This window comes from Nitrosomonas marina (assembly GCF_900111605.1).
GTDB lineage: Bacteria > Pseudomonadota > Gammaproteobacteria > Burkholderiales > Nitrosomonadaceae > Nitrosomonas > Nitrosomonas marina_A.
The window spans coordinates 1-12,600 of record NZ_FOIA01000019.1 but is presented as its reverse complement, the minus strand read 5'-3'; the positions used below and the strand labels follow the sequence as shown (position 1 = coordinate 12,600).

13 protein-coding genes and 1 tRNA gene are annotated in these 12,600 nt (G+C 47.3%); 9 read left to right on the top strand and 5 right to left on the bottom strand.

What is annotated here, in order from left to right:
- Positions 1 to 5 precede the first annotated feature (5 nt).
- The 3 genes from purT to BMY62_RS09540 all read left to right on the top strand — a co-directional run bounded on the left by purT (position 6) and on the right by BMY62_RS09540 (position 2,743).
- A complete protein-coding gene (gene purT, locus BMY62_RS09550) occupies positions 6 to 1,220 on the top strand; it encodes a formate-dependent phosphoribosylglycinamide formyltransferase (RefSeq protein ID WP_090659019.1) in 1,215 nt (404 codons plus the stop codon).
- 29 nt (positions 1,221 to 1,249) lie between these two features.
- Positions 1,250 to 2,149 carry a D-hexose-6-phosphate mutarotase gene (locus BMY62_RS09545; protein ID WP_090659016.1) on the top strand — a complete coding sequence of 300 codons (900 nt, stop codon included), beginning with the start codon at positions 1,250 to 1,252 and terminating at the stop codon, positions 2,147 to 2,149.
- 297 nt (positions 2,150 to 2,446) lie between these two features.
- On the top strand, positions 2,447 to 2,743 hold the full coding sequence (locus tag BMY62_RS09540) for a DUF1840 domain-containing protein (protein WP_090659014.1): 297 nt from the start codon (positions 2,447 to 2,449) through the stop codon (positions 2,741 to 2,743).
- A 31-nt stretch (positions 2,744 to 2,774) separates the two neighbouring features.
- Here BMY62_RS09540 and rnk read toward each other — a convergent pair whose 3' ends face one another.
- Both rnk and BMY62_RS09530 read right to left on the bottom strand, forming a co-directional pair.
- Entirely contained in the window at positions 2,775 to 3,188 is a 414-nt protein-coding gene (gene rnk / locus BMY62_RS09535) for a nucleoside diphosphate kinase regulator (RefSeq protein ID WP_090659012.1), read from the bottom strand.
- Positions 3,189 to 3,605: 417 nt separating this feature from the next.
- Positions 3,606 to 3,992 (bottom strand): hypothetical protein, encoded by a 387-nt coding sequence (locus BMY62_RS09530; RefSeq protein ID WP_090659010.1) that lies wholly within the window; start codon positions 3,990 to 3,992, stop codon positions 3,606 to 3,608.
- 387 nt (positions 3,993 to 4,379) lie between these two features.
- Here BMY62_RS09530 and BMY62_RS09525 point away from each other — a divergent pair, with 387 nt between their 5' ends.
- Complete coding sequence (locus tag BMY62_RS09525) at positions 4,380 to 4,748, top strand: Mth938-like domain-containing protein (RefSeq protein ID WP_090659008.1); 369 nt, start codon at positions 4,380 to 4,382, stop codon at positions 4,746 to 4,748.
- Positions 4,749 to 4,902: 154 nt separating this feature from the next.
- Here BMY62_RS09525 and BMY62_RS09520 read toward each other — a convergent pair whose 3' ends face one another.
- Genes BMY62_RS09520 through metG form a run of 3 tightly spaced genes read right to left on the bottom strand, consistent with a single transcriptional unit; the run spans position 4,903 to position 8,174 of the window.
- Positions 4,903 to 5,661 carry a YggS family pyridoxal phosphate-dependent enzyme gene (locus tag BMY62_RS09520; protein WP_090659006.1) on the bottom strand — a complete coding sequence of 253 codons (759 nt, stop codon included), beginning with the start codon at positions 5,659 to 5,661 and terminating at the stop codon, positions 4,903 to 4,905.
- Between the two features lie 9 nt (positions 5,662 to 5,670).
- Positions 5,671 to 6,048, bottom strand: a complete 378-nt coding sequence (locus tag BMY62_RS09515; protein WP_090659003.1) for a nuclear transport factor 2 family protein — start codon at positions 6,046 to 6,048, stop codon at positions 5,671 to 5,673.
- Between the two features lie 26 nt (positions 6,049 to 6,074).
- Complete coding sequence (gene metG / locus BMY62_RS09510) at positions 6,075 to 8,174, bottom strand: methionine--tRNA ligase (protein WP_090659001.1); 2,100 nt, start codon at positions 8,172 to 8,174, stop codon at positions 6,075 to 6,077.
- A 302-nt stretch (positions 8,175 to 8,476) separates the two neighbouring features.
- Between metG and apbC the strand changes: the two genes are divergently transcribed.
- The 5 genes from apbC (at position 8,477) to BMY62_RS09485 (ending at position 12,300) form a co-directional block, all read left to right on the top strand.
- The gene (gene apbC / locus BMY62_RS09505) at positions 8,477 to 9,565 is read left to right on the top strand and encodes an iron-sulfur cluster carrier protein ApbC (protein ID WP_090658999.1); all 1,089 of its coding nucleotides are present in this window, start codon (positions 8,477 to 8,479) and stop codon (positions 9,563 to 9,565) included.
- 25 nt (positions 9,566 to 9,590) lie between these two features.
- Positions 9,591 to 10,157, top strand: coding sequence for a dCTP deaminase (dcd, locus tag BMY62_RS09500; RefSeq protein WP_090633999.1), 567 nt, complete (start codon positions 9,591 to 9,593; stop codon positions 10,155 to 10,157).
- 30 nt (positions 10,158 to 10,187) lie between these two features.
- Positions 10,188 to 10,772, top strand: a complete 585-nt coding sequence (locus tag BMY62_RS09495) for a hypothetical protein (RefSeq protein WP_090658998.1) — start codon at positions 10,188 to 10,190, stop codon at positions 10,770 to 10,772.
- 110 nt (positions 10,773 to 10,882) lie between these two features.
- A tRNA-Ser gene (locus BMY62_RS09490) sits at positions 10,883 to 10,974 on the top strand.
- A 228-nt stretch (positions 10,975 to 11,202) separates the two neighbouring features.
- Positions 11,203 to 12,300 (top strand): tyrosine-type recombinase/integrase, encoded by a 1,098-nt coding sequence (locus BMY62_RS09485; protein ID WP_090658996.1) that lies wholly within the window; start codon positions 11,203 to 11,205, stop codon positions 12,298 to 12,300.
- Positions 12,301 to 12,600: the final 300 nt, after the last annotated feature.

Genomic DNA, 12,600 nt, shown 5'->3' with positions numbered 1-12,600 from the left:
TTTTAATGAATCAGCCACGGATACTGGGTACGCCGCTAAGTCCGAATGCAATTCGGGTTATGTTGCTTGGCAGCGGTGAGCTGGGCAAAGAAGTGATTATTGCTTTGCAGCGACTTGGCGTTGAAACCATTGCGGTAGACCGTTATGCGAATGCGCCGGGGCATCAGGTCGCGCATCGGGCGCATGTCATCAATATGGCTGACGGTCATGCGTTGCGTACACTGGTTGAACAGGAACGGCCGCATATTATCGTTCCTGAAATAGAAGCCATTGCAACCGGCATGCTTGCAGAGATCGAAAAGGAAGGGCTGGCAACCGTCATCCCGACGGCCCGCGCTGCTCAGCTGACCATGAACCGCGAAGGTATCCGCCGTCTGGCGGCGGAGACGCTGCTGTTGCCCACATCGCCGTATGTATTTGCCGACAGCCTGGAAGAGCTCAAGACAGCGATTGACGAAACCATCGGTTATCCCTGTATTGTCAAGCCCGTTATGTCGTCTTCGGGCAAAGGTCAATCCAAAGTGGAATCCGCTGCAAAGGTAGAGGCGGCCTGGAATTATGCTGCAAGCGGTGGAAGAGTTGACCAGGGCCGGGTTATTGTCGAAGGCGTTATTCAATTCGACTACGAAATCACGCAATTAACGGTGCGCGCAAGAAATGCAGCGGGTGAGACAGAGACATATTTTTGCGAACCGATTGGTCATGTGCAGATGCATGGCGACTATGTCGAAAGCTGGCAACCACAGGCAATGTCGCGAACTGCGCTACAACAAGCGCGCGAATTTGCTAAAAAAATTACCGATAATCTCGGTGGGCTTGGAATTTTTGGAGTGGAGTTATTTATCAAAGGCGATGAAGCCTGGTTCAGCGAAGTCAGTCCGCGACCACATGATACCGGCCTGGTCACGTTGTGCAGCCAGGTTCAGAGTGAATTCGAACTGCATGCACGTGCGATTCTTGGACTGTCAGCCGATGTCACGCTGCGAACACCCGGAGCCAGCGCTGTAATATATGGCGGTATGGACGCAAAGAACATCGCGTATAAAGGTGTTCAGGATGCATTGAACGTACCTCAGAGCGATCTGAGGCTGTTCGGCAAGCCCGAGGCATTCAAACGCCGCCGCATGGGCGTAGCGCTTGCATGCGGCAGCAACACCGACGAAGCCCGTGAGCGTGCTAAACTGGCCGCCAGTAAAATCATACCCGTAAAGAATCCGTAAACCAAAAACAAATCAACAGGAAACAGATAATGAATATTGCACAACTCAACGCCGCACACGGCATAGCACAATCAGTTGAATTTATTGAAGGCAGTGGCGGACTGACTATGATCAGGGTCGACACGCCCAAAGCCAGAGCGCTGATTTCAACCCATGCCGGACAGGTGTTATCGTTTCAACCGACGGGTGAAGAGGACCTGCTGTTTCTAAGCGAAAAGGCCTATTATCAGGACGGCAAGGCGATCAAAGGCGGCACGCCTATCTGCTGGCCGTGGTTCGGGCCTGATCCGGAAGGCAAGGGACGGCCAGGTCATGGCTTCGTCCGTAACCGTGCGTGGAATGTGAACAATACGCAAGTCATTGCCAATGGCGCCGTCAAGATTACGCTCGGACTGTCGGAGACACCGGATACCATGGAAATCTGGCCACATGCGTTCGAGTTGACTCAGGAAATCGTCATCGGTGATTCACTCAACCTTGCCCTGTGCACGCGCAACACCGGTACCGATTTATTCACCATCACTCAGGGTTTTCATACTTATTTCAAAGTCGGCGATATCCATCAGACCAGCATACTCGGACTTCAGGATTGTAGCTATATTGATAAAACCGATGACAGTGCAGAAAAACATCAGACTGGTGAAGTCACTGTAGCCAGCGAGGTCGATCGCATCTATCGGCGTGTCAGCAATACACAGATCATCGACGACAAGGCGCTTGACCGCTGCATCCAGATTCTCTCACAAGGCAACAAGACCGCTGTTGTATGGAATCCATGGGAAAAAATCTCCAAAGAAATGGCCGATCTCGAAGACGCCGATTATCAGCGCTTTATCTGTGTGGAAACAACGAATGCTGCAGAAGATGTGATCGGAATCGCACCAGGTGAGGAATTCAGGCTGGTGGCGGATTATCGAGTCATGCGGTAACTTAACAATATTGAAAGTTTTACCAGCCTGCTACGAATGTAATTTACCTGTAAATTTTGATACTGGTGTGTTTGAAAATTTTTTTCTTAAATTAAAGCCAGGGGAATTGACGCTATCGATATGATCAATGATGGAGTGTAAAAGTGGATTGATCGGATTGTGAGTGTGAAACGAACATTTGCTAAATTCACAAAAAGTGTTGATTTGGCGTAACCAGTCTTTGCAGTAGGCATTGCTGCAGCTGTAAGCTGCTATTTGGTGTATTAAATGCGATCGCAATATTAATGGAGGTATTTAATGCTCGTGACTTTCAAAACAGATGTAGGCAACATAACCATGTTTGGTAATGACGCGCTTCAAATGATCAAGATGATGGGGCACAGCGAAACCGTACCCGGCGCTATTCTGGCTGATGACGTACCGCAGGCGCTAAGCCGCTTGAAAGTAGCGTTGAGTAAGGAAAAAAATGTCCCGCCATCCGATGAAGACGACGATGAGAATGAGCCTATAGTCAGTACCGCGCACAGAGGGTTGCCACTGGTAAATCTGTTGACTGACGCGGTAGCTGCTGGGTGTGACGTGATGTGGGAATAACTGTTACCCGGCATCTGGAATTTATCCAAAATCAGCGATGGTATATTCCTGTGCGCTCAGGCTGGTAGGTAATTTCACTCAAGTTAACGCGCAGAATGCCGCCCCCCGGTTTGGGCCAATCGATGGTGTCTCCCTGGGAGAGACCGAGCAGTGCGCTACCGACCGGCGCAAGCACGGAAATTTTATCGCCGCTGCTATCAATATCACCGGGATAAACCAGTGTCATACAAAATTCTTCTGATGAGGATTCCACTGTGAACCTGACAGTGGAATTCATGGTCACCACAGTGGGTGGAATAGCATTCGGCTCGACAATATCCGCCCGTGATAGCTCGGCTTCCAAGGCGTTGCTGCCGGGAAAAGTATTGCCGGAATATGTTTCAAGCAGTGCGTACAGCCGCTCTGCGTCCAGCGATGAAATGATGATTTTGGGTTTGTTACTCAATGTGATTACCTTTCTAACAACAATAAATCAATTGGCTGGTTTCCAGTTGGTTCGGGGCCGTCGTAAAACGGATATGCGTTTTGATCTTAAGCAACTTTCAGGCAGCATTCCTGGCTTAATGACCGGTTCGCGCGGGTCTGTTACCATCAATCTATAACGTTAAAATCCCGTCAACAACCATAACGGGTATGGTATGTACGGGATCTCTTCAACCAACCGGATTATTGGAAAATATTATTTTTTACATTAGATCTGGAGTGGCTATGTAAAAAGTTTCTGGGTGTTGCCAGAAGCTGGTGGTCTATAAATCAACAGGCTATCCAGTCAGATCCAACTCATGCAATCCGGGCAACCCAAATCCTCATTACCAAGAGTGCTAGAGCTGGATCAGATCGAACAGTGTCGCGGTTTCCCGGGTTAATGGTGACCGGTTTGCTCTGCTTCTGCCGTATGGTCGGACACTAAATCCTGTGATGCCATTGTCTGGTGATAAGCAGCCTTATCCAGATAAGCCGTTGCTGCTGATTCGCAGCCACGAATTTTATTTGCAACATAGTTCTTCAGATTGCGTCCGTTTGCTTCAAAGAAACTGAAATGCGGCTTGCGGTTTAGCACCTCCAGTATCTCCATTTGTTCCTGTATTCGGTCCTGCATGTCCCTGGCCATATTTTCATACTGACGGGCCAGAATATCGTGACCGAGGCAATCCTCATCATTGTGAGCAGATGCAAAAGAATTCACTGAAATATCTAAAATCAGAATCGCAAAAAAAGACATTAACACAACTAATTTACCAGTTTTCATACTATCTACTCCATGTAAATTGGCGAGCTTGTATCGTATGCAAGTCGATACTGGAATTAAATTGGGGAAACCATTGTTTTTTTCTCAGTGAAACTATTATTGACCGTATTGCGAGGTTGCTGACCGACCGGACCGGACAGTACCGGATGCCGCTCGTTAAAACATGACAAGGAAGCAAAAGAATTTTAATAACGTAGCACGAACATGAAACACATCCAGCTATTTCATGTCAGATATGCAAGAGTGGTGCGTTCAAGGCTTAAACCAAAGCACTTATATTGGTTTTACCTGGATGAATTGTCCGCGTTATAATTAAAGCCATTCATAATTTGAAGTGATACCGTTTTTTCTCAGCAATTCCAATTCATCAAACCACAGGAGCTTCTTTTGAAATTACATCTCGCCAATTTTGATCAGCAGAATGTGTTTTCCGGTTATGGTGATGGCTATGTCATGATCAATCGAGTTCGCCACGAGCAGAATCTGATCGTTTTTCCCGATGAGATTATCGACCATTGGCCTGTGGATTCTGTTGGTGGACTTAGTTTAGAACATTTCGACAGTGTCTTGCCACGCAAACCGGAGATTATTCTGCTGGGTACCGGTACGGAGCTCAAATTTCCCGATTATGCCTTGATGGCCAGAATCATTCAGACTGGTATCGGATTTGAAGTCATGGATACGCAGGCTGCCTGCCGTACATACAATATTCTCGTCGAAGAAGATCGCCAGGTAGCAGCGGCGATTATACTGTAATCCGTCTCGGATTTATTACTGCACGCCGTGAAAACAAAATTCAACCTGAACGCAACGCGCTGGAAATAGAACTACTGGCGCAAGCAAAACTTCAGGCTGCAAATGCCAGCCACAGCCTTTTTCTCAGCGTTGGTAAAACTAACGCAATAGTGGTTTATCCAAAACCGGGCCAGTAGTGGCTATCCGGCAGGGGCCGCTTACCAAATATTGCCTGACCTACACGCACGACGGTAGCACCTTCTTCTATCGCCAGTTCGAAATCACCGGACATGCCCATCGAAAGTTCATCGAACGACAAACCTGCTGGCGCAATCTGGCGCAGCCGTTCCTGCAACTCACGCATACGGACGAAACAGGTGCGTACACGGTCATGATCGGTCGAAAAGATTGCCAGTGTCATCAGTCCCTTGATCTGCAGTGATGAATAATTTGGAAGCTGCCGGATGAAATCCTCTACATCTTCCGGTGGCAGGCCAAATTTACTGGCTTCTCCAGAACTGTTGACCTGAACATAGACGTCCATGCCGCGGCCTGCAGACTGCAGGCGCTTGTCAAGCTCGGCGGCGACTTTCAGACTGTCAAGTGCCTGGAACTCATTTGCGAAGCGTGTAATGTATTTGACTTTATTAGTCTGCAGATGGCCGATGACACTCCATTTGATATCAAGATCGCTAAGCACTTCAGATTTTTCACGTGCTTCCTGCACCTTATTTTCACCCATTTCATGGCACCCGGCTGCATATGCGATGCGCAGCCGCTCGGCTGGAACGGTTTTGGTAACAGGCAGCAGGCGCACGGACGATGGCTCACGACCGGCTTTGACGCATGCGTCGGCTATTTTTTGTCGAATGACTGCAAGATTGGTTTTGATTTCGTTTAATTGCTGTTCCGCCGTTGGTGTTGCTGCTTCCAATTTGTTCTCCTAAATACTGCGTGTTGCCTGATGAAAAACCATTTTCCATTGATTGCCGTATCGTTGCCAGATCGAGCTTCGAATAGATCCAGGATTTACTGGATTCAATGTTTTTATTGCCTGTTCGTGTTTTACCGCGCGGTAAATTGCTATGACCGTATTATTTGATAATCGTTTAATACGAAAATCCTGCAGCGACCATTGCTGCGCGTTGTCCTTGCTCAGCAGCCATGATACCACCTGTTGTCTAGTATTGATCTGCCCGTTATTGTCAATTTCTTCAAATGTGCTGTCGAGCAGTTCATCAATGACCGTCGGATTGGCCTGCATGTCTGTATGCAGCAGTTTCAACTCGAGTTGCTTGATTTGTGCCGCAATCGTCTCCATACGAAGGATAGCTTTTGTTGGCCGGTTTATTTGATGCGCATGCCTGGTTGCGCGCCCGAATCGGGGCCCAGAATAAACAGCTCGCTACCGCCACTGCCGGCAGCAAGCACCATGCCTTCGGACATGCCGAACTTCATCTTGCGTGGAGCAAGATTCGCGACCATCACGGTCATTCTGCCTTTTAACTGGTCTGGACTGTATGCCGATTTGATTCCGGCAAATACCGTGCGCTGTTCGCCGCCAATATCGAGCGTCAATTTCAATAGCTTGTCTGCGCCTTCGACATGTTCCGCATTCATAATCTTAGCCACGCGCAAGTCGATTTTACTGAAATCGTCGATTGAAACCGTGTCTGCAATCGGTGCAACCGTTGCCTGCTTTGTTGCAGCAGCGGTTTTGGTTGAACCTGCCGGATCTGCCGTCAGGCTTTCCCGATTCGCTGCCACCAATGCATCAACCTGTTTGCTGTCAATACGTATCATCAAATGCTGGTATGCGTTAATGGTGTGTCCAGGCGGAAGCAGCAACTGTGAAACCGGCTCGCTGTCAGCCAGTCGCGGCCATGTGAGTGGCTGGCAGTTGAGGAATGTTTCAACCTGGCGAATGGTTTCCGGCAGGATCGGCTTCAGATAACGTGACAGCAGGTAAAAAAGTTGAATGCCCAGGCTGCAAATACGTTGCAATTCGGCATTCCTGCTTGCATCTTTGGCAATTTCCCAGGGCGCCATCTCGTGAATAAATTCATTGGCTTCGTCAGCAAATTTCATCATCTGCCGAACGGCTTGCGAATAATCGCGCTCCTCATACGCTTTTTCGATTGTGTCCGGACGCCAGCTTGTAAATCGTGCATCGATCAGTTGCTGCATGCTGATATAGTTGTCTGCATCGACCAATCTGCCGTCAAACCGCTTGGTGATAAAGCCGGCGCAGCGACTGGCAATATTGATGAACTTGCCAACCAGGTCGGAATTGACGCGTACAATAAAATCGTCCAGATTAAGATCGATATCTTCCATCGTACCGTTAAGTTTCGCAGCGTAGTAATAACGCAGCCATTCCGGATTCAGCCCTTGTTTCAGATAGCTGGCTGCTGTAATGAACGTTCCACGCGATTTGCTCATTTTTTCGCCGTTAACTGTCAAAAAACCGTGTGCAAAAATGCGTGTTGGTGTGCGGTAACCGGAGTGTTCGAGCATTGCGGGCCAGAACAATGCATGGAAATACAGGATATCCTTACCAATAAAATGGTACAGCTCGGTATCCGAGTCCTTGTGCCAGTAAGCATCAAAATCAAGATTTTCACGCGTGCACAAGTGCTTAAAGCTGCCCATGTAACCGATCGGCGCATCAAGCCAGACATAAAAATATTTTCCGGGTGCATCCGGGATTTCAAACCCGAAGTAGGGTGCGTCGCGCGAAATATCCCAATCCGAGAGTTTGATTTCACCGGCATCACCAAGCCATTCATGCATTTTATTGGCCGCTTCCGGCTGCAGATGCCCTGCGCGCGTCCAGCGGCGCAAAAAATCCACGCATCGCTGATCCGAAAGGCTGAAAAAATAATGTTCGGATGATTTTTTGATAGGAATTGCGCCGGAAACAGCGGAATACGGGTTTTTTAGTTCAGTCGGGGCGTAGGCGGCGCCGCAGACTTCACAGGAATCGCCGTACTGGTCCCTGGCAGAGCACTTGGGGCATTCTCCTTTGACAAAACGATCTGGCAGAAACATGTGTTTCTGCGGATCGTACAATTGCTCAATACCGCGCACCTGTATCAATCCGGCTGCTTTCAGTTTGTGGTAAATGTCCTCGGAGTAGTGACGCGTTTCGTCGGAATGCGTGCTGTAATAGCTGTCAAAATGAATATGAAAGCCGGTGAAATCTTCGAAATGCTCGTCGTGTACGCGGGCAATCAGCGCTTCAGGGGTGATACCCTCTTTTTCGGCACGCAGCATAATTGGGGTGCCGTGTGTGTCATCGGCGCAGACATAATAAATCTCATGGCCGCGCATTTTCTGAAAACGCACCCAGATATCCGTCTGGATATATTCCACCAGATGGCCCAGATGGATGCTGCCATTCGCATAGGGCAGTGCAGAAGTCACCAGAATTCTTCGTGTAGTCATTCGTTTGTAGAGTTATCGATAAATGTTCGTTAAATAGTTGGGCAGAAAGCTGAAAGCCGATTTTTTGTGGCATCCGACGTAAAACGAAAACAGAGATAAAACAGTATTTATGGGTAATAAATAATCATCTGGTATCTGTGTCTGACGCGGCATCAATAACATTCCATGTTATTCAACGGACTGCCAAAGGGGTATTCTAACAAATTGTGTCAATGACCTGATATTTGTTACCATGCCAATTTCAACTGATTGCATTTCTGCGCCATGATCAACCAGTGGCTGCAGTATTGAGGAGTTTTTGAGTGACCATATCTGAACAACACATTCAATCCGCGCTTGATAATGTCATAGACTCGACGACTGGAAAATCTTATATCGCCACCGGCTCCATACAAAATATTCGCATTGACGGCGCTAATGTGACACTGGATGTTGAGCTGGGCTATCCGGGCAACAGCGTCAAGGCAGCTGTGCAGCAGCAGATAATTTCCGCGTTGCAGGCAATTCCAGGCATTGACAAAATCAGTGTGACTGTTTCCAGCAAAATAGCACCGCATGGCGTGCAGGGTGGGGTCAAGTTGATACCCGGTATCAAGAATATTATCGCAGTGGCATCTGGCAAAGGTGGCGTTGGTAAATCAGCCACTGCGGTCAATATAGCGCTGGCACTGGCAGCAGAAGGCGCCAGTGTCGGCATACTCGATGCCGATATTTACGGCCCATCTCAACCGCAAATGCTTGGTATTACCCAGCAGCCGGAGTCCCTTGATGGCAAATCGATGGAACCTGTCATCGCGCATGGGTTGCAGGCGATGTCGATAGGATTACTGATCGATATTGAAACGCCGATGGTATGGCGTGGTCCGATGGTAACCCAGGCATTGCAGCAGCTGCTGAATGATACCAACTGGAAGGATGTGGATTATCTGATTGTGGACATGCCACCTGGTACCGGTGACATACAGCTGACACTGGCGCAGAAAATTCCGGTTACCGGTGCAGTGATTGTTACTACTCCGCAGGACATTGCCTTGCTTGACGCACGCAAGGGACTCAAAATGTTTGAGAAAGTCGGTATACCGATATTCGGGATTGTCGAGAATATGAGTACGCACATTTGCTCAAATTGCGGACATGCCGAATCGATATTCGGTACCGGTGGTGGTGAAAAAATGTGCAGGGATTATGAAGTGGATTTTCTCGGTGCACTGCCGCTGGACATTCAGATACGCGAACATACAGATAGCGGCAAACCCAGCGTCATTGCGGACCCTTCGGGTAAAATAGCGGAAACCTATCGCACGATTGCACGTAAAATTGCTGTGAAAATAGCAGAATCCGCTGAGGACCACTCGGAATTGTTTGCCAAAATCATCATGGAAAATGACTGATTCTATCCGACGGCACTAAACAGAAATGACAATAAAATCAGATAAATGGATTCGGCGTATGGCGCTGGAGCATGGCATGATCGAGCCTTTCGAACCCGGACAGATCCGGCAGAAAGACAACCACTCGATTGTCTCCTATGGTACGTCAAGCTACGGCTACGATATTCGCTGCTCAGATGAATTCAAGCTCTTTACCAATATAAATACCACAATTGTCGATCCAAAGAATTTCGATTCCAACTCGTTTGTTGACGTAAAAAACGATATCTGCATCATCCCGCCCAATTCATTCGCGCTGGCGCGAACAGTTGAATATTTCCGCATACCGCGCAATGTGCTTACCATTTGTCTTGGAAAATCCACCTATGCCCGCTGTGGTATTATCGTGAACGTGACCCCGTTTGAGCCAGAATGGGAGGGGTATGTGACGTTGGAGTTTTCCAATACAACGCCGCTGCCGGCAAAAATCTATGCCAACGAAGGTGTCGCCCAGGTCATTTTTTTCGAATCTGACGAAGCATGCGAGACATCCTACAAAGATCGTGGCGGCAAATATCAACGGCAGAACGGTGTAACACTCCCGAAAATGTGACTAAACTCAAATGATAGAGGTACCCGGCAGATGAATTCTCGAAATCAAACTGATAGCAATCATGCTATCAATCCGCTAGTTGGTTTGCTGTTGATGCTCTCCAGTATGTCGGCTGTAACAGGCGAAAACCGAACCAGCCAAAATGACGAACTATTGAATGCTGTCGAAATCTCTGGAATCTCTATTTCGACACCGATGGAAGAAATTGCGGATATACTTGATGGGCAAGGTTATACACAGGTCAACAGTTCGCTGTTTACCAAACAGGAGCAACTGGACAATAGACGTAAGACGATTTTCAGGATCGAAGTTGAAAACACGGCAGCATATCGCCAGATTACTTATCACAGAAGCCTGAGCGGTGGACGTGTCAAATCGTCTGTCGAGGAAAAGCCAATACCTGCATTTGAGATTGATACCGCACAACAACTCTATCAGATCATCTGTGCAAATGTAACCGAAGCTGTTAAAACCGAGCGATCTTGTGAAGCGACTGAACAGACGCGTATATACGCCGGACAGGGGCGTTTTATCGATATTGACGATCAATGGGCGGTGCAATTGAGCGCTACCGACTCGAGTTCAGCATTCGGGATAAGGTACACATACGAGTAGCGGTATTGCAGATCACTGCGGCGTATCAGTTGCTCTTAGACTTGAACTGGTTTATCCTGTGCCACCTTTTTAAAGCAACCGGTCAGAATAACTGACGCGGAATTATTTACGGAGAAGTGACCGAGCGGTCGAAGGTGCACGCCTGGAAAGCGTGTGTACGGTTTGTACCGTACCGCGGGTTCGAATCCCGCCTTCTCCGCCACAGATATTCCAATTATTTCCCAGTATTGACAAAACTATTCAATAAAAACAACGAAATTGCTTTAAAATTGCCAACAATTGGCAATCATTGCAAACGTGAGTAACAATCAAAGTTTGTGAGTAATAACGTGAGTAACTATAATGATGGCCTAATAGTTACTCACATTATTGATATAAACCGATTATAAAATGGTTTTGAAGGTTTATATCTTTTTACTAATTTACTCACATGAAACTGACAGACTCAATCCTCAAAGCAGCAAAACCCAAAGATAAAGCCTATTCACTGCCTGATGGGAAAGGGCTTGTGTTATATATACAGCCCTCGGGGGCCAAATGGTGGCGTTTCCGCTATCGTCATAACGGAAAGGCCAAAATGCTCTCCTTAGGTACATATCCCACTGTATCGCTGGCCAAAGCAAGAAAAGAACATGTTGAACTCAGGGCAATGCTAGCTCAAGGCGCTGATCCATCTTTTCACAGGCAAGAACAAAAACAACAGGCAGTAATCTCAGCAGAAAATAACTTTGAGTCCGTAGCCCGCCTTTGGTGGAATAACTGGAAAGATATTCGTACAGAAAGACACGCCAAATATGTTTTACGCAGATTGGAGTCGGATGTTTTTCCGGTAATAGGAAATAAAGCTGTTAAAGATTTAACTGCACCCACCCTCGTAATGGTTATAAAGCGAATTGAATCGCGCGGCGCGTTTGATATAGCTAAACGCGCATTAAATACCATTAGTCAAGTAATGCGCTACGCTGTAGCGCACGGATTGGCTGAACGTAATCCGGCAGCTGATATAAAGCCTTCTGATGTATTAAAACCAACAAAAAAAAGCAATTATGCCCGATTAGATGAAAAAGATGTGCCTGAATTATTACGCAAGATTGATGGTTATGACGGACAACCTTTGACTAAATTAGCTTTGCAGTTAATGACATTAACTTTTGTTCGTACCAGTGAGTTGATCGGTGCTAGATGGGATGAATTTGATTTTAGTAAACGTCAATGGCGCATTCCAGAAGAGCGCATGAAAATGAGAACGCCGCATATAGTGCCTTTATCCAACCAGACTATTAATGTACTGGAACAGATAAAAGTGCTTTCTGGTGATAATGCCTTGCTATTTCCAAGCGAGCGCAGGAACGGTAAAACAATGTCAAACAATACTATTCTGTTCGCGCTTTATAGGCTTGGCTATCACTCACGCATGACAGGTCATGGTTTCAGAGGAGTAGCATCTACGATTCTACATGAACTTGATTACAATCATGATCATATCGAACTTCAATTGGCTCATATTAATTCTACTTTGTCAGATTAGAAGGCCTTCTCTGCGGCAATGATTTATTGTATAGTAACACTTTGTTTAATAACTATTAATCACGATCATGTCGTGAAAATACTAAACGGTCACTCCAATTTGCCCTTCAGGGGCTTCCAGAAGCGCTTAGCGCGCATTTATCGTCATTTTCATCATTTTTCGTGTCCTCGACACGCGATGCGACAGCGACGTTCTGCGGCTATTTGCGCGGATTGTTTCAGTCTGAGCGGGCGAATATGCTGCGCATGGGAGAGGTCAACGAAGTTGATCATCAGGCGATGCAGCACATGCTGACATCGG